The sequence below is a fragment of the uncultured Sphingomonas sp. genome, from assembly GCF_913062585.1.
Lineage (GTDB): Bacteria > Pseudomonadota > Alphaproteobacteria > Sphingomonadales > Sphingomonadaceae > Sphingomonas.
Map to the genome: position 1 here is coordinate 59,612 of NZ_CAJXWX010000013.1, position 26,661 is coordinate 86,272.

24 protein-coding genes are annotated in these 26,661 nt (G+C 66.4%); 13 read left to right on the forward strand and 11 right to left on the reverse strand.

Annotated elements, in window-relative coordinates; all coding sequences use genetic code 11:
• Nucleotides 1-22: 22 nt before the first annotated feature.
• The 4 genes from zwf to QZ546_RS10435 form a co-directional block, all read right to left on the reverse strand.
• Nucleotides 23-1,486: a glucose-6-phosphate dehydrogenase gene (zwf, locus tag QZ546_RS10420; RefSeq protein ID WP_294236857.1), complete on the reverse strand. Its 1,464-nt coding sequence runs from the start codon at nt 1,484-1,486 to the stop codon at nt 23-25.
• Between the two features lie 9 nt (nt 1,487-1,495).
• Nucleotides 1,496-2,422: an N-acetyl-gamma-glutamyl-phosphate reductase gene (argC, locus tag QZ546_RS10425; RefSeq protein WP_294236859.1), complete on the reverse strand. Its 927-nt coding sequence runs from the start codon at nt 2,420-2,422 to the stop codon at nt 1,496-1,498.
• Nucleotides 2,419-2,586: a hypothetical protein gene (locus tag QZ546_RS17670; RefSeq protein ID WP_367113525.1), complete on the reverse strand. Its 168-nt coding sequence runs from the start codon at nt 2,584-2,586 to the stop codon at nt 2,419-2,421. Before QZ546_RS17670 ends, argC begins: the two co-directional genes overlap by 4 nt.
• Nucleotides 2,587-2,728: 142 nt before the next feature.
• Nucleotides 2,729-3,049: a MarR family transcriptional regulator gene (locus QZ546_RS10435; protein ID WP_294236943.1), complete on the reverse strand. Its 321-nt coding sequence runs from the start codon at nt 3,047-3,049 to the stop codon at nt 2,729-2,731.
• A gap of 359 nt (nt 3,050-3,408) precedes the next feature.
• On the opposite strand from QZ546_RS10435, the gene secG reads away from it, so the two are divergent.
• Nucleotides 3,409-3,783: a preprotein translocase subunit SecG gene (gene secG / locus QZ546_RS10440; RefSeq protein WP_294236862.1), complete on the forward strand. Its 375-nt coding sequence runs from the start codon at nt 3,409-3,411 to the stop codon at nt 3,781-3,783.
• Nucleotides 3,784-3,889: 106 nt separating this feature from the next.
• Nucleotides 3,890-5,539: a CTP synthase gene (locus QZ546_RS10445; RefSeq protein WP_294236865.1), complete on the forward strand. Its 1,650-nt coding sequence runs from the start codon at nt 3,890-3,892 to the stop codon at nt 5,537-5,539.
• Between the two features lie 305 nt (nt 5,540-5,844).
• On the opposite strand, the gene QZ546_RS10450 is transcribed toward QZ546_RS10445, so the two are convergent.
• The gene (locus QZ546_RS10450) at nt 5,845-6,324 is read right to left on the reverse strand and encodes an Hsp20 family protein (protein WP_294236868.1); all 480 of its coding nucleotides are present in this window, start codon (nt 6,322-6,324) and stop codon (nt 5,845-5,847) included.
• Between the two features lie 244 nt (nt 6,325-6,568).
• On the opposite strand from QZ546_RS10450, the gene QZ546_RS10455 reads away from it, so the two are divergent.
• The 5 genes from QZ546_RS10455 to QZ546_RS10475 all read left to right on the forward strand — a co-directional run bounded on the left by QZ546_RS10455 (nt 6,569) and on the right by QZ546_RS10475 (nt 12,595).
• The gene (locus QZ546_RS10455; RefSeq protein WP_294236871.1) at nt 6,569-9,013 is read left to right on the forward strand and encodes a TonB-dependent receptor; all 2,445 of its coding nucleotides are present in this window, start codon (nt 6,569-6,571) and stop codon (nt 9,011-9,013) included.
• 553 nt (nt 9,014-9,566) lie between these two features.
• Nucleotides 9,567-10,817 carry a lipoprotein-releasing ABC transporter permease subunit gene (locus QZ546_RS10460; RefSeq protein ID WP_294236873.1) on the forward strand — a complete coding sequence of 417 codons (1,251 nt, stop codon included), beginning with the start codon at nt 9,567-9,569 and terminating at the stop codon, nt 10,815-10,817.
• A gap of 13 nt (nt 10,818-10,830) precedes the next feature.
• Entirely contained in the window at nt 10,831-11,529 is a 699-nt protein-coding gene (locus QZ546_RS10465; protein WP_294236946.1) for an ABC transporter ATP-binding protein, read from the forward strand.
• Nucleotides 11,526-12,119, forward strand: coding sequence for a GNAT family protein (locus QZ546_RS10470; protein ID WP_294236876.1), 594 nt, complete (start codon nt 11,526-11,528; stop codon nt 12,117-12,119). The genes QZ546_RS10465 and QZ546_RS10470 overlap by 4 nt, the downstream gene beginning before the upstream one ends.
• Nucleotides 12,116-12,595 (forward strand): glutathione peroxidase, encoded by a 480-nt coding sequence (locus QZ546_RS10475; protein WP_294236878.1) that lies wholly within the window; start codon nt 12,116-12,118, stop codon nt 12,593-12,595. The genes QZ546_RS10470 and QZ546_RS10475 overlap by 4 nt, the downstream gene beginning before the upstream one ends.
• Nucleotides 12,596-12,656: 61 nt before the next feature.
• Here the strand turns inward: QZ546_RS10475 and QZ546_RS10480 are convergent, their stop codons facing one another.
• A complete protein-coding gene (locus tag QZ546_RS10480; protein WP_294236881.1) occupies nt 12,657-13,223 on the reverse strand; it encodes an HdeD family acid-resistance protein in 567 nt (188 codons plus the stop codon).
• Between the two features lie 103 nt (nt 13,224-13,326).
• On the opposite strand from QZ546_RS10480, the gene dnaE reads away from it, so the two are divergent.
• Nucleotides 13,327-16,815: a DNA polymerase III subunit alpha gene (gene dnaE, locus QZ546_RS10485; protein WP_294236884.1), complete on the forward strand. Its 3,489-nt coding sequence runs from the start codon at nt 13,327-13,329 to the stop codon at nt 16,813-16,815.
• Between the two features lie 42 nt (nt 16,816-16,857).
• On the opposite strand, the gene QZ546_RS10490 is transcribed toward dnaE, so the two are convergent.
• Together QZ546_RS10490 and QZ546_RS10495 are read right to left on the reverse strand one after the other, a co-directional pair.
• A complete protein-coding gene (locus QZ546_RS10490; protein WP_294236887.1) occupies nt 16,858-16,992 on the reverse strand; it encodes a hypothetical protein in 135 nt (44 codons plus the stop codon).
• A 45-nt stretch (nt 16,993-17,037) separates the two neighbouring features.
• Entirely contained in the window at nt 17,038-18,096 is a 1,059-nt protein-coding gene (locus tag QZ546_RS10495; RefSeq protein ID WP_294236890.1) for a PA0069 family radical SAM protein, read from the reverse strand.
• Nucleotides 18,097-18,230: 134 nt separating this feature from the next.
• Here QZ546_RS10495 and QZ546_RS10500 point away from each other — a divergent pair, with 134 nt between their 5' ends.
• Together QZ546_RS10500 and QZ546_RS10505 are read left to right on the forward strand one after the other, a co-directional pair.
• Nucleotides 18,231-18,536 carry a hypothetical protein gene (locus QZ546_RS10500; protein ID WP_294236892.1) on the forward strand — a complete coding sequence of 102 codons (306 nt, stop codon included), beginning with the start codon at nt 18,231-18,233 and terminating at the stop codon, nt 18,534-18,536.
• Nucleotides 18,537-18,627: 91 nt separating this feature from the next.
• Nucleotides 18,628-18,960, forward strand: a complete 333-nt coding sequence (locus QZ546_RS10505; protein WP_294236894.1) for a VOC family protein — start codon at nt 18,628-18,630, stop codon at nt 18,958-18,960.
• Here QZ546_RS10505 and moaB read toward each other — a convergent pair whose 3' ends face one another.
• From moaB to QZ546_RS10520, 3 genes are all read right to left on the reverse strand, one after another.
• Nucleotides 18,961-19,488: a molybdenum cofactor biosynthesis protein B gene (gene moaB, locus QZ546_RS10510; protein WP_294236897.1), complete on the reverse strand. Its 528-nt coding sequence runs from the start codon at nt 19,486-19,488 to the stop codon at nt 18,961-18,963.
• A gap of 259 nt (nt 19,489-19,747) precedes the next feature.
• Entirely contained in the window at nt 19,748-21,610 is a 1,863-nt protein-coding gene (locus QZ546_RS10515; protein WP_294236899.1) for a lytic transglycosylase domain-containing protein, read from the reverse strand.
• A complete protein-coding gene (locus QZ546_RS10520; RefSeq protein ID WP_294236902.1) occupies nt 21,607-22,356 on the reverse strand; it encodes a uracil-DNA glycosylase in 750 nt (249 codons plus the stop codon). The genes QZ546_RS10515 and QZ546_RS10520 overlap by 4 nt, the downstream gene beginning before the upstream one ends.
• A gap of 143 nt (nt 22,357-22,499) precedes the next feature.
• Between QZ546_RS10520 and QZ546_RS10525 the strand changes: the two genes are divergently transcribed.
• The 3 genes from QZ546_RS10525 to QZ546_RS10535 are packed head-to-tail and all read left to right on the forward strand — an operon-like array spanning nt 22,500 to nt 26,627.
• A complete protein-coding gene (locus QZ546_RS10525) occupies nt 22,500-24,155 on the forward strand; it encodes an electron transfer flavoprotein-ubiquinone oxidoreductase (RefSeq protein ID WP_294236904.1) in 1,656 nt (551 codons plus the stop codon).
• 19 nt (nt 24,156-24,174) lie between these two features.
• The gene (locus QZ546_RS10530) at nt 24,175-25,749 is read left to right on the forward strand and encodes a tetratricopeptide repeat protein (protein WP_294236906.1); all 1,575 of its coding nucleotides are present in this window, start codon (nt 24,175-24,177) and stop codon (nt 25,747-25,749) included.
• A 41-nt stretch (nt 25,750-25,790) separates the two neighbouring features.
• Nucleotides 25,791-26,627 (forward strand): 4-(cytidine 5'-diphospho)-2-C-methyl-D-erythritol kinase, encoded by an 837-nt coding sequence (locus QZ546_RS10535; RefSeq protein WP_294236911.1) that lies wholly within the window; start codon nt 25,791-25,793, stop codon nt 26,625-26,627.
• Nucleotides 26,628-26,661: the final 34 nt, after the last annotated feature.

The following is a 26,661-nucleotide window of genomic DNA, read 5'->3' on the forward strand; positions in this document are numbered from 1 at the left end:
TTCACGGTGGAAGGCGAGGCAATTAGTCGTCCTGCCAGTGCACGCCGTCCCGCTCGGTCAGCGCGATGGCGGAGGAGGGGCCCCAGCTGCCGCTGGGATAGGATTTGGGCTTCACGTCATTGGCGTCCCAACCGGCGCGGATGGCGTCGACCCAGGTCCATTGCGCCTCCACCTCGTCGCGGCGCACGAACAGCGTCTGGTCGCCCTCGATCAGGTCGAGCAGCAGCCGCTCATAGGCGATGCGGCGACGGGTGCCCGCGAACTCGGCATCCAACGACAGGTTCAGCGGCACCTCGCGCAGGCGGATGCCGTCGCGGTCGAGGCCCGGCTCCTTCGCCATCACGAGCAGCTGGATATATTCCTCGGGCTGCAGGCGGATGACCAGCGTGTTGGGCTGGAGGAGCCCGCCGCGCCCCGCGAACATCGAGTGCGGCACGGGCTTGAACTGGATGGCGATCTCGGACCGACGCGCCGCCATGCGCTTGCCGGTGCGCAGGTAGAAGGGCACGCCCTGCCAGCGCCAATTGTCGACATGCGCCTTGATCGCGACGAAGGTCTCGGTCTTGGACGGCTTGCCCAGTTCATCGGCATAGGAGCCGACGATCTTGCCGCCGACCGCACCGTCCGCATATTGGCCGGTGACGGTGTTGTTGGGCACGTCCTCCGGCGACATCAGGCGCAGCGAGCGGAAGACCTTGGCCTTTTCGTCGCGGATCGAATTGCCGTCATAGCGCGCGGGCGGCTCCATCGCGACGAGGGCGAGCAGCTGCAGGATATGGTTCTGCACCATGTCGCGCAGCGCACCGGCGCCTTCGTAATAGCCCGCGCGATCCTCCAGCCCGACCGTCTCGGCAATGGTGATCTGGATATTGTCGATGCCGTTCGCGTTCCAGATCGGCTCGAAGAAGAAATTGCCGAAGCGCAGCGCCAGGATGTTCTGGACGGTTTCCTTGCCCAGATAATGGTCGATGCGGAAGGTCCGCTCCTCGGGGAAGCCGAACGCGACCGCGTCGTTGATCTCCTTGGACGAGGCCAGGTCGTAGCCGAGCGGCTTTTCCAGGCCGATCCGTACCGTCTCGCCCGCCAGGCCGACCGATTCGAGCCCCTTGATGGTCGATTCGAACAGGCTGGGCGCGGTCGACAGATAGATGGCCAGGCCGTTCGACACGTCGCCGACCTTCTCCGCCAGCGCGGGAAAGCCGTCCGTCGAGGATGCGTCCAGCGACTGGTATTGCAATCGATTTAAGAAGCCGGCAATTTTTTCGCCATCCTTCCGGTCATCGGGCAGGAAGGTGTCGAGCGCCTTGGCCGCGAAATCCCGGAAGCTGGCATCGTCATAATCGGACCGCGCGGTCCCGGTGATCGTCAGGCCATCGGGCAGCAGCCCGTCCGAGTGAAGGTTGAACAGCGACGGAAGCAGCATTCGCTGCGACAAATCGCCGGTCGCGCCGAACAGCAGCACTTTGCCAACGGGATTGCGCGTCATGACGTCTCCTTAGAGCACGAGGCCTGCGGTCGGATCGAGTCCGGCCATGATGTTCAAATTCTGGACCGCCGCACCCCCGGCACCCTTGCCCAGATTGTCGAGCGTGGCGATCAGTCTCACCTGACCCGTGGCCGGATTGCCGCACACACGCAAGGTCATCCGGTCGGTTCCGGCATTTTCCTCGATATTCACCGCCGCGACATCGCCGGCGCCGAAGGTCACGATCCGGCTGCCCGCATAGGCCTCGGCCAGCGTGTCGGCGACGCGGTCGAGCGTCGGCGCGCCGGGCAGGGCATAGAGGGGCAGGGGCACCTCGACGACCATGCCGCGATAGGTATCGACCACCGACGGGGCGAAGATGGGCGCATGGCTCAGGCCGGAATGTCGCTTCATCTCCGGCGCATGTTTGTGCGCCAGGCTCAGGCCATAGGGGCGGAAGGCCCGCTCGGTCGCCGTTTCATATTCGGCGATCATCGCCTTGCCGCCACCCGAATAGCCCGACGCGGCGTTGACCGTCACCGGCCAGTCGGCGGGGATGATACCGGCGCGCACCAGCGGGCGGACCAGCGCCAGGAAGCCGGTCGGATAGCAGCCGGGATTGGAGACGAAACGTGCGGCCGCGATGCGGTCCTGTTGGTCCGGTTCCAGCTCGGCAAAGCCATAGACCCAGCCTTGGGCGGTCCGGTGCGCGGTCGATGCGTCGACCACCCGCGTCCGGTCGTTGGCGATCAGCGAGACCGCTTCGCGCGCCGCATCGTCGGGCAGGCAAAGGATCACGAAGTCGGCGTCGTTGATCGCCTCGCGCCGGGCCGTCGCATCCTTGCGGCGATCATCGGGCAGGGTCAGGATCGCCAGGTCCGGGCGACCGGCGAGCCGGTCCGCGATCTCCAGGCCTGTAGTCCCGGCGCCGCCGTCGATGAACACCGTCTTGGTCACTGCACCCGCTCCAGCAAATCCGCATCACAATAGCCGACCAGCCCAAGCTGCGGCGCAATGCCCCAGGCATGACCACCCGCCAACTCAAGGACCTCGAACGTCTCGCCGCGGGTCAGTTCGGCGAGCACCGGGGTGCCAGCCGCCCTGCCTTCGCGCAAGGTCACGGGCGCGTTGGTCCTATAGGGTAGAGGCGCGGCATAATGCGGGGCGAATACGTATGCGGCCAGCCGAACATCGGCCAGATCGGGCCGGACCGCATGGGTGCGCGGGTCAAGGCTGACGGTGCGCCCCTGCAGGGCGAAACTCTTACGCGTTGGCTCGCTGGAGGCCGGGGGCGTCGCCGGCGCCGATGAAATGTCCGAATTCTTCAAGAAAGTCCGCCCCTTCAGGTGTCCTGGCGACAAAGATGTTCCGCTTGTCGCTATCATCGCGTTGACGGCGCAGATAGCCCAGCGTTCCTAGTCTATTCAAGGCGCGGGTGACGACAGGTTTCGAGACGTTCAATGCGCGCGCCAAACCGCGCACCGTATGCGGCCCGGGACGCAGGTAAACGACGAGCAGCAACGCCATCTGTCGATTGGTCAGATCGGGCTCGCCCGACCGGACATAATCGACAAGGGCGCTCATCCAGGCGAACAGCGACTGCGGGTCGTGTGGATTGGACACGATGGCGATTCCAATGGCTGTGCCGGGCTTTGCCGGGCGTTGTTTCGAGGTCATAACGCCCTTTAACCGTGGTGGTTTCCACGGATGTTCCTCCAAATTCCTCCCCAAGCTCGCTTGGGGAGGGGGACCGCGCTCGGAGAGCGTGGTGGAGGGGCGAGACGGACCGGCCATGCCCCTCCACCACGCCCTGGCGGGCGCGGTTCCCCTCCCCATCATGCGATGGGGAGGAATGAGAGCAGTTGGCCAAATGGTTGATCCTGCCGCCATGCTCGCCTATGTGCGCGCTTTCGCACACCCTCCATCGGGATCACACGCGCCTCATGTTCGCATTCCTGCTCGTCATCCACGCCATCATCGCCGCGACCCTGGTCACGGTGATTCTCATGCAGCGGTCGGAAGGCGGCGGTCTGGGCACGGGGGGCAGCCCGGCGGGGTTGATGTCGGCGCGCGGCGCGGCGGATTTTCTCAGCCGTGCGACCGCCGTGCTGGCGACGCTGTTCATCGGCTTTTCGATCGTCCTGGCGGTGATGGCCGCGACGCGCGGTGCCCCCGCCATCGATACCTCGCTGGCCCGGACCCCCGCGACTCAGGCGCCGGTCACCCAGCCCGTGCCCGCGACCGCGCCGTCGGGCAATGCGGCGGCCCCGGCCGCCACGAGCCCGGCCGACAATTCGGCGGTTCCGCTCGCCCGCTAAACCGGGCTTTCCCCGCAGCTTAGGCCAACGCGCCGCCGCAAATCGTCGGCGGCGCGCATCTTTGCTGTTGTCGTATCCACCCCATCCAAGCTAGGCGATTCTCCCCATGGCGCGGTATATCTTCATCACCGGCGGCGTGGTTTCGTCGCTCGGCAAAGGCCTCATGGCGGCCTCTCTTGCAGCTCTCTTGCAGGCGCGCGGCTACAGCGTGCGCATCCGCAAGTTCGATCCCTATCTCAACGTCGATCCGGGCACGATGAGCCCGTATCAGCATGGCGAAGTCTATGTGACCGACGACGGGGCCGAAACCGACCTCGACCTTGGTCACTATGAACGGTTCACCGGCGTGTCCTCGCGCCAATCGGACAACGTCACCTCGGGCCGGATCTACAAGACGATCATCGAGCGCGAGCGGCGCGGCGACTATCTGGGCGCGACCGTCCAAGTGATCCCGCACGTCACCGACGCGATCAAGGCGTTCGCCAAGGCCGATACGCTCGACGAGAATGGCGAAGAGATCGACTTCATCCTTTGTGAGATCGGCGGCACCGTTGGCGATATCGAGTCGCTGCCCTTCATCGAGGCCATCCGCCAGCTGAAGAACGAGCTGGGCCGCGGCAAGTCGATCAGCATCCACGTCACGCTGGTGCCGTATATCGCGGCGGCGGGCGAGCTGAAGACCAAGCCGACCCAGCATTCGGTGCGAGAGATCGCTGCGCTTGGCGTCGCGCCCGACGTGTTGGTCTGCCGCTGCGAGCATCCGCTGCCCGCCTCGGACCGCGCCAAGATCGGCCTGTTCTGCAACGTGCCGCCCTCGGCCGTCATCCCGGCGCTGGACGCCAAGAGCATCTATGCGGTGCCGCTGCAATATCATGCCGAGGGTCTCGATTCGGAGGTGCTGCGCGCATTCGGCATCGAGCCAGAGGGCGCGCCGGACCTGTCGCGCTGGACCGATATCGTCGATCGCCTGGTCAATCCCGAAGGCGAAGTGACGATCGGCGTGGTCGGCAAATATGTCGGCCTGCAGGACGCCTATAAGTCGCTCAACGAAGCGCTGGTGCATGGTGGCATCGCCAACAAGGTGAAGGTCCATATCCGCTGGATCGACGCCGAGTTGTTCGAGGGCGACGAGAGCGAAATCGCGCAGCAACTCGAACCCTGCCACGCCATCCTGGTCCCCGGCGCGTTCGGCGAGCGTGGTGCGCAGGGCAAGATCGAAGCGGTCCGCTTCGCCCGCGAACGGCGGGTGCCCTATTTCGGCATTTGCTTCGGGATGCAGATGGCGTGCGTCGAAGGCGCGCGGAACCTGGCGGGCATCGCGGACGCCTCCTCGACCGAGTTCGGCCCGACCTCCGAGCCGATCGTCGGCCTCATCACCGAGTGGATGGGCCGCGACGGTCTCGAGAAGCGCGAGGCGAGCGGCGACATGGGCGGCACGATGCGGCTGGGCGCCTATGACGCCAAGCTGGCGGGCAACAGCGTCGTCGCGTCGATCTATGGCGGCGAGGATATTTCCGAGCGCCACCGCCACCGTTACGAGGTGAACACCACCTATAAGGACGCGCTCGAAAAGGGCGGCCTGGTGTTTAGCGGCATGTCGCCCGACGGTACGCTGCCCGAGATCGTCGAGCGGCCCGACCATCCTTGGTTCGTCGGCGTACAGTTCCACCCGGAGCTGAAGTCCAAGCCCTTCGACCCGCACCCGCTCTTCGCCAGCTTCGTCGAAGCGGCGGTGAAGCAGAGCCGGTTGGTGTGATCTCGGAACCCGGCCTCCAGACTATGGAGGCCGGGTTTCTTTTTGGCGGGGCGTGAACGGGGGCAAATTGATTCCTCCCTGAGCTTCGCTCGGGGAGGGGGACCGCGCCCGAAGGGCGTGGTGGAGGGGCATGGCCGGTCCGTCATCGCCCCTCCACCATCGCTGGCGCGATGGTCCCCCTCCCCAAGCAAGCTTGGGGAGGAGCAGGGCTTGCTCCGTGCGCTCGACCCTAAGACAAAAGGCGCCCGGACCCGTCGGCCCGGACGCCCCGCGACGTCTTCAGGGAGGGAAAGACGTCGAGTCGTTTACGCCGCCTTGGCCTCGTCGGCCTTGTCGTCGGCGTGATGTTCCACCGCGGCGAGCGGCTGGCCCGTCTTGATCGCGATCGTCTTGGGCTTCATCGCCTCGGGCACCTCGCGAACGAGGTCGATGACGAGCAGGCCGTCGTTCAGGCGCGCATCCTCGACGAACACGAAGTCTGCCAGTTCGAAGCGCCGCTCGAACGAGCGATTGGCGATGCCGACATGCAGGAAGTTGGGCGAGCCCGCCTTGTCATCCTTCTTGCCGGTGACGAGCAGCATGTTCTGCTGCGCGGTGATCTCGATCTCGTCGCGGCTGAAGCCCGCCACCGCCAGGGTGATGCGATAACGGTCGTCGGCCAGACGCTCGAGGTTGAAGGGGGGATAATTCTCCGCCGAATGAGCCCGCGAATTGGCCTCCAGCAGATCGAACAGCCGGTCAAAGCCGATAGTCGAGCGGCGATACGGAGTCAGATCGATACGCATGTCAAAACCTCCATCAGAAGCGAATTGAAACGGGATCGGTCGGATCGCCCCGGCGCGGGGTGGTCCGACCCATCCGTGCGGCCCGTCATCGGCACCGCACGCGAACCCATATGGTTCTATAAAAATCGCCTTCAAGAGCCTCTGTGGATCGAAAAGCAAAACTTCGGATGGCCAAAGCCATGTGGGCTTGAATGCCCACTAAAACGATGTGTGAATGGGAGATGAAACCAAAAGGGGAGCTTCCATGTCCTTGACCCTCGCGCTTGTCCTGGCCGCCCAGGCCACCACGCCGCCGACCGATCCGCAGGCGACGTCGGTCGTAACCGCACCGGCTGCCCAGCAGAACCGTGCCGAAGGACGGCTGGGCACCGCGCAGCAGGGTGGGGGCGATGTCGTCGTCACCGCGCGCCGCCGGGCCGAGACGATCCAGAGCGTGCCCATCGCCATGTCGGTGATCGGCGGCACCGCGCTGGCCGAGACGGGGACATACAATGTCAACCGGCTGACCCAGATCCAGCCCACGCTGCAATTCTACTCGACCAACCCGCGCAACTCGGCGGCGAATATCCGCGGGCTCGGCGCGCCGTTCGGGCTGACTAATGACGGGATCGAGCAGGGCGTCGGCATCTATGTCGATCAGGTCTATTACAGCCGCATCGCCTCGGCGACGTTCGACTTTACCGATACCGAGCGGATCGAGGTGCTGCGTGGGCCGCAGGGTACGCTCTATGGCAAGAACACCACGGCGGGCGCGATCAACATCATCACCCGCCCGCCCAGCTTCACGCCCGAGGCGCGGGTTGAGCTAAGCGCAGGCAATTACGACTTTTTCCAGGCCAAGGCGTCGGTGTCCGGCCCGCTGGTCGACGACAAGGTCGCGGTGCGGCTGTCGACGTCGATTACTACGCGGCGCGGGACCATCTGGAACACGCGCCAGCAGGAATGGCAGAACAGCCAGGACAATCTGTCGCTGCGCAGCCAGTTTCTGTGGCACGCCACGCCGACGCTCGACCTGACACTGTCGGGCGATTATGCGCGGCAGAACCCCAATTGCTGCGTCCAATATTATGCGCGGGTGGGCGCGACGCAGCGGCCGCTCATCCGGCAATATGCGGCGCTGGCGGCGGCGCAGGGTTATGCCGTTCCCTCGACCAACGCCTTCGACCGGCTGACCGATGTCGACACCGATCTGCGCGCCAAGCAGGAATTGGGCGGGCTGTCGCTGGTCGCGAATTGGGATGTCGGATCGGCGACGCTGACCAGTGTGTCGGCTTGGCGGTTCTGGCACTGGGATCCGTCGAATGATCGCGATTTCATCGGCCTGCCGATCACGACCGTTTCGGCCAATCCGTCGCAGCAGAGCCAGGTGACGCAGGAGATCCGCATTGCGTCGAACGGCAAGCGGACGCTCGATTATGTGCTGGGCGCCTTTTATTTCTGGCAGTCGATCGACACGCAAGGCTTGCAGGTGCAGGGCCCGGCGGCGAGCGCCTTCCTGCTTAATCCGACCAGCACGGGCGGGCGCAATCCGGCGACGCTGAACGGCCTGACCGCGCGCAACACGATCGGCTTCACCAATACCTCGGCGGCGCTGTTCGGCAAGCTGACCTGGCATGTCGACGACCGCCTGTCGGTGTCGCCGGGGCTGCGGTTGAATTACGACCGCAAGGACGGCTCCTATGTCTCGGTCGTGACCAATGGCGCAGGCTCGACCAGCCTGACCAGCGACCAGCGCGGGGTGCTCGCGCCGCAGAATTACACGCCCTCCTTCACCAACTGGAACCTGTCGGGCGACCTGACCGTCGCATACGAGTTCAACCCGAACGTCCATTATTATGCGACCTATGCGCGGAGCTATAAGTCGGGTGGCATCAACCTGTCCGGCCTGCCGCTCGACGGGCAGAACAATCCGATCCTCGCCACGCAGACCGTGCGGCCCGAAAAGGTGAATCATTTCGAACTTGGCCTGAAGACCCAGTTCGCCGACCGCCGCGCGACGGTGAACATCGCGGGCTTCTGGACAGAGATCGGCGATTATCAGGCGACGGTGAACAATCTTCAGGTCAACGTCCTGCGTGGATACCTGGCCAATGCGGGCCGGGTGCGGACGCGTGGGATCGAGATCGACTCGGCCTTCCGCCCGACCGAGCGGTTCAACGTCTATGCGAACGGCGCCTTCACCGATGCGCGCTATACCCGTTTCACCAACGCGCCGTGCCCGCCCGAGCTGTCGGGCGGCACCGCGCTGCCGGTGGTGAACGGCCAGATCGTGGGTACCCCTGCGGCGGCGGGGACGCCGGGCAATTCGCTGCCCTATTGCAATATCTCGGGCCAATGGCTGCCGGGCGTTTCGCGCTGGGCCTTTTCTTACGGTGCCGAATATGACCTGCCCGCGACCGTGGCAGGGACGGAGGGGCAATTCTATCTAGGCTATGACGGCAGCTATCGGTCGAAATTCTCGTCCAATCCGTCGCGATCGGCCTATACCGACATCAACGGCTACAGCCTGTCGAACGTGCGTGCGGGGTTCAAGGCGCCGGGCAGCTGGAACGCGTTCGTCTGGGTCCGCAACCTGTTCGATCACAATTATTACGAGCTGTTGGCGACGCAGTCGGGGTCGACCGGGCTGATCGTGGGCCAGCCGGGTGATCCGCGGACCTATGGGTTCACGATTTCCAAGTCGTTCTGATGCGGGCGCCAGCCCGGTGGTGGTGGGGCATGCCGCCGTCTGGCGAATCCCATGATTCGTCCACATTCGGTTCATCTTGATCTGGTATAGCGACAGTCCCGTGAACGGGCGCCGGGCCGGCATCTGGAGACGGAGTCTGGAAGCTCCCCGTTTCCTCGTCGGTTCCGGCGGCATTTTCCGAGGGAGGGCATGGCGCCACGGCTGAAATGACAAACGCCCGGATCGTTTCCGATCCGGGCGCCTGCGTGACGATCGCTCGTCAGCCCCCTTTTCCCGCTCCCGCATCAACCTCGTTGGGTGAGCGTTGGAGCAATCCCCGAACCACGGCCGTTGCTGCCTGTGTCTCAGTGAGAGTGTGTTACGGTACGGCAGGGCGGCTTGTCATCCCTCTTGCGGCATCCGCGCTACGATTGCCGCGCTTGTGTGGCGTGCGGGCAACAATTGCCGGAGTCGGCCGTTTTGCCGCCGGCTTCGGGCACGGCATTGCCAGCGTCCGGTGCCGCCCGTACAGCCGCTGGGCTACTCAGTTTCTCCATGGATCGATCGGACCTGCATGATCCTGTCTCGTTATGAACGGATGATCGCCCGGCGCTATCTGCTGCCGGGCAAGGGGGAGGCGTTCATCTTCCTGGTCGCTTCGATCAGCCTGGTCGCGGTGATGCTGGGCGTCGCCGCGCTGGTGATCGTCATGAGCGTGATGAACGGCTTTCGCGCCGAGCTGTTCGACAAGATCGTCGGGCTGAACGGCCATGCGGTGGTGCAGGGCGTCGGCGGTCGTCTGCCCGACTGGCGCGACATCGTGCGTGAGGCCAGGGCGACGCCCGGCGTGACCAGCGCGGTGCCGATGATCGAACAGCCGCTGATGTCCAGCTATAATGGCCGGGTCGAGGCGGTGCTGGTGCGCGGTATGCGCGTCGCCGATATTCGCGGCAATTCGGCCATCGGGTCGAAGATCGTCATGGGCGGCCTGAACAGCATCACGCCGGGCAGCGGCCGCATCGCGATCGGCAGCCGCCTGGCCGAGGCGCTGGGCGCGAGCGTGGGTTCGGAAATTTCGCTGATCAGCCCGCAGGGGCAGACGACCCCCTTCGGCACGGTGCCGCGCATCGTCAGCTATACGGTGGGCGCGATCTTCGAGATCGGGGTGTACGACTATGACAAGGCGTACGTCATCATGCCCATCGAGGATGCGCAGACGCTTCTCCTGATGGGCGATACGGTCGGCATGGTCGAGATCCAGACGGTCGACGCCGACCGGGTCGGTCAGATCCTGGCGCCGCTGGCCGACAAGCTGGGCGGGCGCGCGGTGATCGCCGACTGGCGGACGATGAACGCGCAGCTTTTCGAGGCGCTGGCGGTCGAGCGGGTGGCGATGTTCACCGTGCTGTCGATCATCATCCTGGTCGCGGTGTTCAACATCCTATCCTCCCTCATCATGCTGGTCCGCGCCAAGACGCGCGACATCGCGATCCTGCGCACGATGGGCGCGACGCGCGGCGGGCTGATGCGCATCTTCATGACGGTGGGTACGACGATCGGCGCGTTGGGCACGGTCGCGGGGCTGGGGCTGGGCGCGGTGTTCCTGTTCTACCGCCAGGGCGTGGTGAACTTCGTCCAGTTCGTGACGGGGCAGAATCTGTGGGATCCCTCGATCCGCTATCTGACCGAGCTGCCATCCAAGACCGATCCGGTCGAAGTCATCGTGATCGCGTCGATGGCGCTCGTCTTTTCCTTCCTCGCCACGCTCTACCCCGCCTGGAAGGCGGCGAGCACGGACCCGGTTCAGGTGCTGCGCTATGAATGACCCGATCATCCGCATGGGTACCGTGATCGAGCCGCGCGCGGCCCAGCCGGTGCTGGAGACGCGCGAGCTGTCGCGCAGTTTCACGCAAGGCGGGCAGACGATCGAAGTGCTGCGCGGCGTCGACCTGGCCATCGCGCCCGGTGAGATCGTGGCGCTGCTGGGGCCGTCGGGTTCGGGCAAGTCGACCCTGCTGCAAGCGGTCGGCCTGCTGGAGGGGGGCTTTTCCGGCTCGATCCGGATCGCGGGCGAGGAGGTGTCGAAGCTCGACGCGCATGGCCGCACCGTGGCGCGGCGCGACTATCTGGGCTTCGTGTACCAGTTCCATCATCTGCTGCCCGACTTCAACGCGACCGAGAATGTCGTCCTGCCGCAGCTGGTGAAGGGCAAGCTGTCCGGCGAAGCCGAGACGCGGGCGAAGGGACTGCTGACCGCGCTCGGCCTGGGCCACCGGTTGACCCATCGCCCCAGCCAGCTGTCGGGCGGCGAGCAGCAGCGTGTAGCGGTTGCCCGCGCGCTCGCCAACCAGCCGCCCCTGGTGCTGGCGGACGAGCCGACCGGCAATCTGGACGAACATACCTCGGAGGTGGTGCTGGCCGAGTTCCTGCGGCTGGTGCGCGGCGAGGGCTCGGCGGCGTTGATCGCGACGCATAACGAGCGGCTGGCGATGAAGATGGACCGCATCGTCCGGCTGCATGAAGGGCGCCTGCAATGAGCGTCTGGACCGAGACGCCCGTGCTGACCGGTCGCCATGTCACGCTTCGCCCGTTCAGGGAGGACGACCTGCCCGCGCTGGTCGAGGCGGCGCGCGAGGGCGATCTCTGGAACATCTTCTACGCCAATGTGTCGATGATGAAGGTGCCCGAGCGTTGGCTGGCGGCGGCGCTGAAGGAGCGGGATGTCGGCCGTGCGCTGCTCTTCACGGTCGAGACGCCGGGCGGCGAGGTGGTCGGTACGACGCGCTATATGCGGATCGCGCCGCAGCATCGGCGGCTGGAAATCGGCGGCACCTTCTATGCCACCCGCGTCCAGCGGACCGGCGTGAATACCGAGGCGAAGCGGATGCTGCTCGCATATGCCTTTGAGGTGATGAAGACGCAGGCGGTCCAGATCCGCACCGACGCACTCAACAAGCGCAGCCAGGCCGCCATCGAACGGCTGGGCGCGAAGAAGGACGGCGTGCTGCGCGGGCATCAGGTGATGGCCGATGGGCGCATCCGCGACAGCGTCGTCTATTCGATCATCGACCGCGAATGGCCGGGCGTTCGCGCCAATCTCGACTATCTGCTGGGGAAACACGCATGAGCGGTATCGCGGATTTCACCGTCGCGGCGGCGGATGGCGCGCCGGTCGACCTGGGCGGCTATGCGGGCCGGGTGCTCCTGATCGTCAACACGGCGTCCAAATGCGGCTTCACCCCGCAATATGAGGGGCTGGAGGCGCTCCACCGCCGCTACGAGGCGCAGGGGCTGACGGTGATCGGTTTCCCCTGCAACCAGTTCGGTGCGCAGGAGCCGGGCGATGCGATAGAAATCGCGAATTTCTGTTCGCTGACCTATGACGTGACCTTTCCGGTGATGGCGAAGGTCGAGGTCAATGGCGACGGCGCCGATCCCCTGTTCCAGTGGCTGAAAGCGCAGGCGCCGGGCGTGTTGGGGACCAAGGCGATCAAGTGGAACTTTACTAAATTCCTGGTGGATCGTTCGGGTAAGGTGGTCGGCCGCTACGCCCCGACCACCGAGCCGGAGGATCTGGCGAAGGATATAGAGGGGCTGCTGTAACCCCATCTTCGCTCAGGCCGCCCGTTCAGCCTGAGCGAAGTCGAAGGCCACTCGACCGACTTCAAAGTGCGAACGCACTCGCCCCCTTCTTATGATCCAGCGCCGAGGCAATGGCGGTGATCCCGCCGAACAGGAAGCTGAGCCCCAGGATATAACCCGGCAGCGTCATCGCGCTCCACGGCAGCGTCGCGAGCACGAAGACCGCCAGGATGATGTTAAGCACGCCGAGCGCGATCATCCAGCCGCGCCGCCGCCGGATCCGGGTGCCGAGCACGATCTCAAGGACGCCGCGAAGGCCCAGCCACACCGCGACCAGCAGCGTGATCGAGATCGCCCCCGTCGCGGGCTCGAAGGCCATGATCAGGCCGATGACCAGCGACAGGATGCCGAACCCGCTGGCATAGCCGCGTCCTTCATGCCCTTTGCCAAAAATGCCCGCGCCGATCGACACCAGGCCGGAGGCGATGAAGAAGGCCCCGATCACCAGCGTCGCGGCGAGCGTGGCGGGCACGGGGAAGAGAAACGCGGCCAACCCGAGCAGCGCCGACAGCACGCCATATGCCAGAATCCAGCCCCAGCCCGCACCCGGGCGGAATGCTGTGCCAAAGCCACGGTCCATATCGGTCATCGTCTCTGTCCTGCGCTCGGGTGATCCTTCTGTAGGCGTAACGGATCGCCTTGCGCCGGGTTCCGCTCTGGTCGAATCACGCACGAGCGGGTAGGGGTGGGCGATGCATTCCGGATATGTGCCGCTCCGCATTTTTTCCTCCTTCACGATGCTCGACGGCGCGATCGATCCCAAGGCGATTGCGGCGCAGGCCAAGGCGAACGCCTTTCCCGCCGCCGGGCTGACCGACCGCAACGGGCTTTACGCCGCGATGGCCTTTTCGGACGCCGCGAAGAAGGCGGGGGTGCAGCCGATCATTGGCACGATGCTGGGCGTCGCGCGGCCCGACATGCCAGAAAATGTCGGCGCGGTGGTCGACTGGGTCGCGCTTTATGCGCAGGATGTGACCGGCTATGACAATCTGTGCGCGCTTGTGTCGGCGGCGCATCTTGACCGGCCGATCGAGCTGGCCGCGCATGTCGGCTTCGACACGCTGGAGAAATTCAGCACCGGCCTGATCGCGCTGACGGCGGGCGGCGAGGGCGGCATCGCGCGGCTGTTCGCGGAGGGCCAGCCGGACCGCGCAAAAGCCTATGCCGACCGGCTTCAGGCGATCTTCGGCGATCGGCTCTATGTCGAACTCGCGCGCCGCGACGATCCCATCGAGATGGCGGCCGAGCAGGAGCTGATCGACCTGGCCTATGACCGCGACCTGCCTTTGGTCGCGACCAATCCCTGCTGTTTCGCCGATAGCGGGTTCCGCGACGCGCATGACGCCATGTTGTGCATCGCCAATTCGACCTATGTCGAAATGGACGATCGGCCCAAGAGCAGCCCCGAAGCGTGGCTGAAGCCCGCCGAGGTGATGAAGCAGCTGTTCGCCGACCTGCCCGAGGCGATCGACAATACGCTGGTCGTGGCGCAGCGGTGTGCGGTGATGGCCCCGTGGCGCAAGCCGATCCTGCCCAGCCTGGCGGGCGACCGTGAGGGCGAGGCGGCGATGCTCCGCCGCGACGCGACCGCCGGGCTCGACGCCCGCCTCGACCGTATCGCCGAACTGGAGGGCGAAGGCGAACCCGGCTGGCGCGAGGCCTATCACGAGCGGCTGACGTTCGAGGTCGATATCATCATCCAGATGGGCTTCCCCGGTTACTTCCTGATCGTCGCCGACTTCATCAAATGGGCCAAGGATCACGATATTCCCGTCGGTCCGGGCCGTGGTTCGGGCGCGGGCTCGGTCGTCGCCTGGGCGCTGACCATCACCGATCTCGATCCGCTGAAACTGGGCCTGCTGTTCGAGCGCTTCCTGAACCCGGAACGCGTGTCGATGCCCGACTTCGACATCGACTTTTGCGAAACCCGGCGTGGCGAGGTCATCCGCTACGTCCAGGAAAAGTACGGCCGCGATCAGGTCGCACAGATCATCACCTTCGGTAAGCTGAAGGCGCGCGCGGTGCTGAAGGACACCGGCCGCGTGCTGCAGATGAGCTATGGCCAGGTCGACCGCCTCGCCAAGCTGGTCCCCAACCACCCGACCGACCCGTGGGACCTGAAGCGTGCGCTGAACGGCGTGCCGGAGCTGGCGAAGGAGTACGCCAACGACAACCAGGTCCGCCGGTTGCTCGACCTGGCGACCAAGCTAGAGGGCCTGCCGCGCCACTCCTCGACCCACGCCGCCGGTGTGGTGATCGGCGACCGGCCGCTGGCGCAGCTGGTCCCGCTCTACCGCGATCCGCGCTCGGATATGCCGGTCACGCAGTTCGACATGAAGTTCGTCGAAGGCGCGGGGCTGGTGAAGTTCGACTTCCTGGGCCTCAAGACCCTGTCGGTGCTGCAAAAGGCGGTGCAGCTGCTCGCCAAGCGCGGGGTCGAGGTCGATCTCGGCGCTTTGGCCTGGGACGACGAAGCCACTTACGGCCTGCTCCAAAAGGGCGACACGGTCGGCGTGTTCCAGCTGGAATCGGAAGGGATGCGGCGCACCCTGTCCGCCGTGCGCCCGACCAATTTCGGCGACATCATCGCGCTCGTGTCGCTGTACCGACCGGGCCCGATGGACAATATCCCCAGCTTCGGTCGCCGCAAGCAGGGCACCGAGGAGATCATCTACCCGCACGCGCTGCTCGAACAGATCCTGTCCGAAACCTATGGCATTTTTGTCTATCAGGAACAGGTGATGCAGGCCGCCCAGATCCTGGCGGGCTATTCGCTGGGCGGCGCCGACCTGCTGCGCCGCGCGATGGGCAAGAAGGTGAAGGCGGAGATGGACGCGCAGCGCGCCATCTTCGTGAAGGGCTGCCAGGAGGTGAATGGCATCCCCGCGCAAAAGGCCAATGAACTGTTCGACTTGATCGACAAGTTCGCCGGCTATGGCTTCAACAAGAGCCACGCGGCGGCCTATGCGCTGCTCGCCTATCAGACCGCGTGGCTGAAGGCGCATCACCCGCATGAATTCTATGCCGCGTCGATGTGCTACGACATGGCGCTGACCGATAAGCTGGCAATCTTCGTCGACGATGCGCGCCGCATGGGCGTGACGATGCTGCCGCCCTGCATCAACGCCAGCCAGGCCGAGTTCGATGTCGAGGCGCATGAGGATGGCCTCGCCGTCCGCTATGCGCTGGGCGCGCTGAAGTCGGTCGGCGAGGGCGCGATGGAGAAGCTGGTCGTCGAGCGCAATGCGGGCGGTCCCTTCGCCTCGCTCGATGCGCTGGCCAAACGGGTCGATCCGCGCCTGATGAACAAGCGCCAGTTGGAGACGCTGGCATCCGCGGGCGGGTTCGACGGGATCGAGCCCAATCGGGCGGGCGTCCATGCCGTAGCCGAGACCATCCTCGCCATCGCCGCGCGCACCCATGAGGGGCGGACCAGCGGGCAGGGTGGGCTATTCGGCGAAACCGAGGTGGCGGGCGACGCGATCAAGCTGCCGACCGGCACCCGCTGGACGCTGTCGCAGCGGATGGAGCAGGAGAAGGAGGCGTTCGGCTTCTATTTCTCTGCGCACCCGGTCGACCGGCATGCGCATATCGCCAAGATGCACGGCGCGCGGACCTATACCTCGCTGACCGAATTGGTGATCCCCGACGACGGCGCACGGATCGGGGCCACCATGGCTGCCCTGGTCGAGGATGCGCGCTGGCGGACCTCCGCGCGCGGCAAGCGCTACATGATGGCGCAGCTATCGGATGCGACGGGGCAGTTCCTGGCGACTTGTTTCGACGACTCGGTCGCCGCCGATCTAGAAAAGGCGGCGAAGGAAGGCGATTGCGCCCTCATCACCGTCGAGCTGGATCGCCGTCCGGGCGAGGAAGCGCCGCGCGTCAGCATCAAGCGGGTGCAGCTGTTCGACGGTCTGGCCAGTACGGCCAAGTTCGTGGTCGAGGTGACGGTGACGGACAAGGTCGCGTTCAAGGCGCTGCACGCGATGCTGGATCCCTTGCGCAACGGACGCGGCGAAGTCCGTGCGCGGATCAAGGGGGCGGAGGGCGACACGCTGCTGACGCTCGGCCGCAATTTCCTGCTCGACGCGGAACTGGCGAGCCATATCGAGGATCTGCCGGGCGTGAAGGCCGTGGCGATGAAGTCGTCCGAAGCGCGACTGGCGCTGGTCGGATAAATTCTCCACCCCGGCCTTGGCCGGGGTGGAGGCGGCGGCTGGTCAACCGCCGACTTTGCGCGGGTCCTGTTCCTCATCGGCGTCGCCGTGATTGCCATAGCCTGCGCCGGAGCTGTCGGCATCGTCCTCGTTCGGAATCTCGTCGGTCTGGGTCGGTTCGGGATCGTGGATCATCATCGCTCTCCTTCCTGCCACCAACGCGTTGGCCGACAAGGATGATCCTCAGAACAGCTCGCCCTGTGGGCCGCTCGGCAGACGAAACTGGCTGGTGTCGAGCCGCAGCCGGTCGCGGTTGAGGCCATGCAGCCGACAGGCCCGGTGGAAGCGGACGCGTAGCAGATCGGCCCAGGGCCCCTGTCCCTTCATCCGGGTGAAGAAATCCGGATCATTGTCGCGGCCGCCGCGCAAGGACTGGATGATCGACATCACCTTGCCCGCGCGATCCGGATAATGCTCCGTCAGCCATGCGCGGAACAGCGGTGCAACTTCATGGGGCAGACGCACGGGAATGAAAAAGGCGTGGCGCGCGCCCGCCCGAGCGGCGCGCTCGACCAGATGCTCGATCTCGTGATCGGTGATCGCGGGAATGACCGGCGCGATCGAGACATAGGTCGGAATGCCCGCGTCCGCGAGCTTCGCCACCGCCGCCAGCCGTCGCTCGGGCGTCGGCGCGCGGGGCTCGACGGTCCGCGCGACCTTCGCATCCAGCGACGTCACCGAGACGCAGACCGTGGCGAGCCCCTTCGCTGCCATCGGTCCGAGTATGTCGATATCATGCACCACGCGATCGGACTTGGTCGTGATCGCGACGGGATGGTTCGTCTCCGCGAGCACCTCCAGGATCGCCCGCGTGATCCGCCATTCGGCTTCGATCGGCTGATAGGGATCGGTATTGGTGCCCAGCGCGATCGGTGCGACGCGATACCCCGGCTTGGCCAGTTCGACGCGGAGCAGTTCGGCGGCATCGGGCTTGGCGAACAATCGGCTCTCGAAATCCAGCCCCGGCGACAGGTCGTGATAGGCATGGGTCGGCCGCGCGAAGCAATAGATGCAGCCATGCTCGCAGCCACCATAGGCATTGATGGACTGCATAAACGGCACGTCGGGGGATGTGTTGCGGGTCAGGATGGTCCGCGGCTTCACCACCGTCACGCTGGTCCGGAGTGGTGGGGGCGTACCGTCTACCAGCAACTGGGCGTCCAGCCAGTCGCCGTCCGCTTCGCGCGCGGGCAGGCGGAAGCGCGTGCTGGTCGCATTCCCGGTTGCGCCGCGGTTTACCATGGCCGTGCCGTTGCATTCGGCAGCGGCGGGGATAGCTTGATCGCATGGGACCTTTGCTTGCTCTGCTCGCGATAACCGCAGCCGCTCCACCGGATCATGGCCTGGTCCATCGCGGCGTCGCCTATGGCCCTGGAATGCTGCTGACCTGCCGATGGTTTTCCAACTTCGAAAACAGCCGATTCGAGCAATGCCGGACGGCCAATGGGGTCGAGGCCGTCCCGGAAGACGGGGCGTCGCTGGCCTGTCTCGACCACCTTTGCGCCGAACTCGAAACACGCGCGCGGCGTGTCGCGCACTGGGCCCATGTTGAGCCCGTCTGGGGCGTCTTCACGGTCCGTCTCTACGGTCGCGTCAGCGTCGAACCCCATGAAAAGCGGTATCTCGGCGATGGCACGCGGACGGTCCTGGTCGAAAAGCTGATCGAGGTCCGCAAGCGCTGACGCATTCCGTCGCGGTGATGATCGAACCGGCTTGTCCATGGCCCAAAATTATGCCAGTCATCGGAACATAGCAAGAACAATGGAGGTGGTGATGGCGCGTCTGGAATATCTCGAACTGCCGGTTGGGGACCGCGAGGCCGCAAAGCATTTTTATGCCAAGGCCTTCGGCTGGCGCTTCACCGATTTCGGACCCGACTATGCCGCGACGATGAGCGGCGATACCGATGTCGGGCTCGACGCCGCGCCAGAGAAGGTCAAGGCGCCGCTGCCCGTGATCCGGGTCGAGGATCTGGAGGCCACGCTGGCGGCGGTTACGGCGGCGGGCGGCACGATTGCGGTGCCGATCTTCGCTTTTCCCGGCGGGCGTCGCTTTCATTTTCGCGATGTCGACGGCCATGAACTGGCCGCGATGCAGCCCGACTGATCAGCGCTCGAGCAGGCGGGGCATCAGCTCGACGAAGTTGCAGGGGCGGTGGCGGCTGTCGAGCTGGTCGCGCAATATGCCGTTCCACGCGTCCTTGACCGCGCCGGTCGAGCCGGGCAGCGCGAAGATATAGGTGCCGCGCGCGACACAGGCGCAGGCGCGCGACTGGATGGTCGAGGTGCCGATCGTCTGGAAGCTGAGCCAGCGGAACAGTTCGCCAAAGCCCGGGATCATCTTGGTCGCGACCCGCTCGACCGCCTCGGGGGTGACGTCGCGCCCCGTCACGCCGGTGCCGCCGGTGGTCAGGATGCAGTCGATGCTGGCTTCGTCGATCCACTGGTTCAGCTGTGCGACGATCGCGTTGGCATCGTCGCGCAGGATGGTGCGTGCGGCCAGCTCATGTCCGGCTTCGGCCAGCAGACCGACCAGCGTGTCGCCCGAGCGGTCCTCCGCTAGCGAGCGGGTGTCGGAGACGGTCAGCACCGCGATGCGGATGGGGGTGAAGCGGCGGGTGGTGTCGATGGGCATGGGGGCGGAACGTCTCTGTCGAGATTTTGGGGGCGGCTTGGTTGGCGGTGGGGCGTGGCCTTCGACTTCGCTCAGGCTGAACGGAGGTAGGACTTGAAGCCCATCGCCATTCCTCCCCTGTAAGGGGAGGTGGCAGGCCGAAGGCCTGACGGAGGGGTGTCACGACTGGCGAGGAGGGTTGCGGCCGACCCCAATCCCCCCTCCGTTCAGCCTGAGCGAAGTCGAAGGCCAAGGAAATCCATCGAGCCTCCAAAGCCGCTCAATTCGCCTGAGGCACCGCGGTGTTCGACTGCGGGCCGACCGTCGCGTTCAGCGCGATCGTGGTCCTGCGCGCCACGCTCGCCTGAGCGATGTTGGGACGCTGGAGCCGCACCGCGCTCGCCCCCGGCAGGCCGGGGAAGCGCGGCCACATGCCCTGGGCCAGTGCGGCGCGGCTGGGCGACTTGGTCTTGCCGGTCTGGCTTTCGTACATCCAGTAGTTGCGCAGGACCATGGTGACGTATCCGCGCGTCTCCCAATAGGGAATGCTCTCGATATAGAGCAGCGGATCGCCATTGTCGCGGACCAGGCTGTTCCACTCGCCGACCGGCTTGGGGCCGGCATTATAGGCCGCGATCACCTTGGGCAGCAGCCCGCCGGTCACGCCCGTCATGTCGCGCAGCCGCTCCAGATGTCGCTGGCCGATATCCATGTTGGTCGACGGCTTGGTCAGCGCCGATCGGTCGATCGACACGCCCCGCTCGCGCGCAAAATCGGTCGCGGCGGCGGGCATGATCTGCATCAGGCCGTAGGCGCCGGCCGGGCTGACCACCTTGTTGCGAAAGCCGCTTTCCTGGAGCGTATGGGCATAGACCAGCGCCTTGTCGACGCGCCAGCCGCTGTCGGGGGCCCAGTTTGGCGTCGGATAGCGCGCCTCTGCGGTGGCCGTCACGCCCGCCGGGCAGTTATGCGCCAGCCAGACGGTGGTCGCGGGCAGGTCGAGCGATTCGGCGAGGCGGACCAGGTTGCGGAATTCGGTCGGCTGGCCGATCCGGGCCTGCTGGCGGATGACCTGATCGGCGAGGTCGGTCTCGCCGATCTCGACCAGGGCGGCGGCGACCAGGATGTTGGGGCGCCGATCGAGCGCGGCCCAGTCGGTCGCGACAAGCTGTCCGCGCGGTTCGCGCTCGCCACGCATCCCCAGCGCCTGGCGGGCCAGCTGGCCGTAAAAGCTTTCGCGGAACTGCGATGCGGAGCGCAGTCGCCCCTCGACCTTGTCCGGGCGACCGCAGACCATGTCGGCCCGCGCGGCCCAATAGAGCGCGGCGGCGCGCAGGTCGACATCGGTGGCGCGCGCCGCCGTGCCTTCGAACGCGGTCTCGGCAGCCTGGCAGTCATTCTGCCGCCAGGCCGACAGCGCGGTCGTCCAGCGGCCCTGGATCGCCCATTCGCCAGCCCCATCGGCCGCCTTGGTCGCCAGGGTCCGGGCATTGGCATCGTCGCCCATCAGGAAATAGATCCAGGCGACCCGCTGCTGCCACTCGGTTAGCGCCTCGGGCGACAGGCCCTGGGTCGATTCGAGCAGCGCCTGGGCGGAGGGGCCGTCATCGGCCTTGATGAAGGGCTGCATCTTCACCGCCAGTTCGGCGGCGATCAGGTCGCTCTTCACGCTCTTGGCGCGCAGGCGGCGGGGCGCGCCGTCCTGCCAGATCAGGTCATGCGCCTCCGGCAAGGGGGGCAGGTCCCGTGCGCCGCGCGACCGGGCCAGGCGGGCGAGCTGGTCCGCCTGGGGCAGCTCGGGCGCTTCGTTGAGCAGGGCGACCAGTCGCTCGACATCGACCTTGGGCGAGCCCTTGGCGGTGTAGAGTTCGGCGCGCGCGATGGCGTGAAGGGGGCCGGGCTTCAGCGCGTCGAGCTGCAACTGCGCATCGGTCCAGCGGCTTTCGCGGATCGCGGCGAAGACGCGGGCGTAACCGGCCTTCTGGTCTGGATCGAGGAGTGCGGGAATGCTGGGCGGCGCTTTCAGCGCGGCCGGGCTGCGGGCGTCGGGGGTGGTGGCTGGTTCGGCGGCGGCAGCGGCACTCGCTCCCGCCAGCAAAGCACCGATGGTCGCTCCCTTCGCGATCGCCCGGCCCAGCTTCATGCGCGCAATTCCCCCATGACCCTTTGCAAATCCTTCCAGCTTTCCGCCTTCGCCATCGGCTTCTCGATCAGGAAGCGCGGATGAAAGCTGGCGATGGCCGAAGCTTTTCCGCTTTTATGGTCAACGGCGTGTGAAAGTCCGCGTGCGCTGGTGAGTTCGGTCCCGAGCACGGCACGGCTCGCCGCATTGCCGAGCAGCAACAGGCCACGCGGGCGGACCAGCCCGACATGATGCAGCGCGATTTCGGACAGCCGCGCCTCCAGATCGGCGGGCGTCCGCCCCGCGAGCGGTCGCCGCGTGCAGACGGAGGCGATATGTACCGTCTCGCGCGAAAGCCCGATCGCCGCCAGCATGCGGTCGAACAACCGGCCCGGCGCGCCCGACAGGATCTGCCCTGCCTCGCCATCGTCGCGGTCGGGACAGTCGACCAGCACCATCAGGGCGGCATCGGCCGGGCCGGTCGCGCTCAGCGAGACGCCGTCCCAACTCGCTTCGGGGACAGCGTCCGAGATGCGCCAGGCCAGGAACGCCTCCAGCGTATCGGGCAACTGCGCGACCGCGGCGGACGCCGAGACCGGAACAGCAGCGGCCTGGCCGGTGGCGGGCGCGAACACAAGCGCACGCGACGGTTCGGGCGCCATCCAGTCGCGCGGATCGTCCTCCACGAGCAGGTCGACGCCCGCGTCATGCCACCAATCGAGCACGCTGGCCGCCAATGCGGTATCGAACGTCGGAAGAGCCCCCATATCGGGTCAACCCATGCTGCAAGGTTGACGTTCGCGTCAATCTGTCGGATCGGCTGTCAGGACAGGATGTTTACCGTCCGCGCCCGGACGAGCCCATCACACGGGACGCTACGGCAGTGGTGCGGTCAAGAAGCGAGGATGCCATGAGCGAACGCGAATCGATGCCTTATGACGTGGTGATCGTCGGCGCAGGCCCGGCGGGCCTGTCGGCGGCGATCCGGCTGAAGCAGCTCGCGGCGGAGCAGGGCGGCGAACTGGCCGTCTGCGTCCTCGAAAAGGGATCGGAGGTCGGCGCGCATATCCTGTCGGGCGCGGTGATCGACCCGATCGCGCTCGACGAGTTGCTGCCCGACTGGCGTGACGATGGCTGTCCGCTGGCCGAGGTGCCGGTGACGGAAAATCTCCACTGGATACTGAGCGCGAGCAAGCACCGCAACCTGCCGCACGCGCTGACCCCGCCCTTCATGCACAATAAGGGCACCTATACCGGGAGCCTGGGCAATCTGTGCCGCTGGCTGGCGGGCAAGGCCGAGGAGCTGGGGGTCGAGATCTTCCCCGGTTTCGCGGCGGCCGAAATCCTGTTCCACGAGGATGGCCGGGTTAAGGGCGTGGCGACCGGCGACATGGGCATCGCGCGCGACGGCACGCACAAGTCCGATTACCAGCCCGGCTTGGAGCTGCACGCCAAGTACACCTTCTTCGCCGAGGGCGTACGCGGGCACCTGTCGAAGGAGATCATCCGCCAGTTCGACCTCGCCCGCGAGAGCCAGCCGCAGGTCTATGGCCTTGGCATCAAGGAGCTGTGGGACATCGACCCCGCCAAGCATTTGCCGGGCCGGGTGATCCATACGCAGGGCTGGCCGCTGGGCCATGACGCCAATGGCGGCGGCTTCATCTATCACCAGGCGGGCGGGCAGGTCGCGCTCGGCTTCGTGACGTGGCTGAACTATACCAACCCCTATATCTCCCCGTTCCAGGAGATGCAGAAGTGGAAGACCCACCCCGTCATTGCCGAGCTGCTGAAGGGCGGCAAGCGCGTCTCCTACGGTGCGCGGGCGATCAATGACGGTGGGCTGCAGGCGATCCCGAAGCTGACCTTCCCTGGCGGCGTGCTGGTCGGCTGTTCGGCGGGTTTCCTGAACGTGCCCCGGATCAAGGGCACGCACGGCGCGATGAAGTCGGCGATGCTGGCGGCCGAGGCGGCATTCGCGGCGGTGCAGGCGGGCCGCGAGGGCGACGAGCTGACCGATTACCCCGAGGCTTTCCGCGCGTCCTGGCTCTACAAGGAGCTGTCGACCGTCCGCAACGTCGTGCCGCTGGTCAAGAAATATGGTGATACGCTGGGCTCCGGCCTGGCGGGCGCGACCATGTGGGCCGAGCATTTCGGGCTCAAGATGCCCTTCACCATGAAGCACAAGCCCGATCACGAGAGCCTGTGGCGCAAGGATCAGGTGAAGAAGCCCGATTATCCCAAGCCCGACGGCGTGCTGACCTTCGACCGCCTTTCCTCGGTGTTCCTGTCGAACACCAATCATGAGGAGGATCAGCCGGTTCACCTGACGCTGAAGGATGCGTCGGTGCCGATCGCGCACAACCTGCCCTTGTTCGACGAGCCCGCGCAACGCTACTGTCCCGCCGGTGTTTATGAAGTGGTGGGCGTGGAAGAGGGCGATCCGAAGTTCGTGATCAACGCCCAGAACTGCGTCCACTGCAAGACGTGCGACATCAAGGACCCGACCCAGAATATCAACTGGGTCGTGCCGGAAGGCGGCGGAGGACCCAATTATCCCAATATGTAAGCGTACCCCGTTCCGCCTGATGACCGTAACGCTGGCGGTCACAGGGGCGGTCATGGGCGGCTGGCCGACCGCGTCGCTGGCGGCGGTCGTTCCCGGCCGGTCGCCCCTTTCCGCCTATCTGTCGGCGCGGGTGGCGTCGGATGAGGGCCGTGCGGCGGAGGCGAGCGGGGATTATGCGATTGCCCTGGCGACCTGGCCCGACGATCCGGCGGTGGCCGTCCGCGCCTATCGCGAGGCGATGATGAGCGGCGACGTGAGCCTGGCGCTGCGCGCGGCGCGCGTGATGGAGGCCGAAAAGGTCGCGCCGATCGACGTCGCGCTGCTCGACCTGGCGATCGCGGCGCGCAAGGATGATCGGGCGGGCTATGACGCCGCGCTGGCGCGGATCGACGACGGCGCCTTACGCATCCTCGCCCCCGCCTTGCGGGCCTGGGCAGCCTGGGACCGCAAGCAGCCGGTCGAGGCGGCGCTGGACAGCGCAGGCAAGGAACCAGTCGCCCGGCGTCTCGCCGATGAACACCGCATCCTGATCGCGCTGGCCTCGCGCAAGATGGACGACGCGGCGGCGGCCATCCTGCTCACGACGCTGCGTGCGCCCGCCGACACGCGGATCGCGGCGGCGCAGATCATGGCGGCGCGGGGTGACGAAACCGTGGCGCGCAGTTTGTTGAGCGATCCGCTGGTGTCGGTGGACCGCCGCGCGCTGGGGGCGAAACCCGATCTCGGCTTCGGCGTGTCCCGCCTGTTCACCCGGATCGGGGCGGAGTTGGCGAGTGACGGGCCGCGTCCGCTGGTCATCGCGCTCGCCCGAACCGCCCTGATCGCCGACCCGAAGAACGACCGTGCCCGCCTGCTGATGGCCGAGGCGCTGTCCAAGGATGAGGCGTGGACCTCGGCCCTCGCCGCGCTGGAGGGTATCAATCCACGCGGTGCCTTTGCGCATCGTGCCGCCGTGGTCCGGATCGGCCTGCTCGGCGCGGACGATCGGGGTGGCGAGGCGCTGATGCTGGCCAAGGGGCTGGCCACCTCGAAGGGGGCGACGACCGATGACTGGCAGCTTTACGGCGACCAGCTGATCGCCGCCAAGCGCCCGGCCGACGCCGCTGTCTGGTACGAGCGCGTCACCCGCACCGATCCCGCCATCCCCTGGGCGGCCTGGCTGCAATATGGCGGTGCACTGGATCAGGCGGGCCGCGCGGATGAGGCCGATGCAGCGTTGGCCAAGGCGGTCGAACTGGGTCCGGACGAGCCGCTCGCGCTCAACTATCTGGGCTATGCACGGATCGAACGGGGCAAGGATGTCCCCGGATCGCTGGCGCTTCTGGAAAAGGCCAGCAAGCTGGCGCCTGACAATGCCTCGATCACCGATTCGCTCGGCTGGGGCTATTACAAGGCGGGGCAGCCTAAACGCGCGCTGCCGCTGGTCGAAGGCGCGGCCGAGGCGGAACCCGCCAATAGCGAGATCAACGATCATCTGGGCGACATCTACTGGGCGCTGGGGCGGCATTACGAGGCGCGTTACGCCTGGCGCGCGGCGGCGCTGACGGCGGAGGGCGATGCGCAGGCGGCGATCCAGGCCAAGCTGGCGCGGTGAACGCTCTTGCCGCGACGGGCAGCGCGACGCATGGGCGGGGCATGACCGCGATCGTCGAAACCGCCCCGGCCAAGATCAACCTGGCGCTGCATGTGCGACGGCGTCGGCCCGATGGCTATCACGAGCTGGAAACGCTGTTCGCTTTTTGCCGGGACGGCGATGTGGTGACGGTCGAGGCGGCGGATGTCACCCGCCTGACCCTGACCGGGCCGTTTGCCGCCGTGCTGGCAGATGAGTCGCGGGACGACAATCTGGTGATGCGGGCGGCGCGCGGCTTTTGCGAGCGCTTCGGCATCACGCAGTCGCATGCGATCACGCTGGACAAGCATTTGCCCGTCGCCTCCGGGATAGGGGGCGGTTCGGCCGATGCGGCGGCGACGCTGCGGGCGCTGGCGCGGCTGCACGGCGTGGCGGTCGATCATCCCGATCTGTTCGCGTTGGCGACGGCGCTGGGCGCGGATGTTCCCGCCTGCCTGCTGGGCCAGACCGCGCGCGGCGAGGGGAAGGGCGATGCGCTGCAACCGCTGGCGCCGCTGGGCGATCGGCCGGTGCTGCTCGTCAATCCGGGCGTCGGCGTATCGACGGCGGCGGTGTTCGGGCGCTGGGACGGTGTGGATCGGGGGGCGCTGGGCCAGGGCGAGGTGATGGCGATCGCCGCGGCCGGCCGCAATGACCTGGAGCCGCCCGCCCGCGCGATCGCGCCGCAGATCGACGCGGTGCTGGCGCTGCTGGCGGCGGCGCCCGGCGTGGCGCTGGCGCGGATGTCCGGCTCGGGTGCGACCTGTTTCGCGCTGTTTGGGGACGTCGCTGCCCGTGATGCGGCGGCCGAGCTGGCCCGGGCAAGGGGATGGTGGGCCTTGGCGACTTTTTTACGATAGGCTTTGTTCGCATCTTGTTCTCATGGAACAAAGC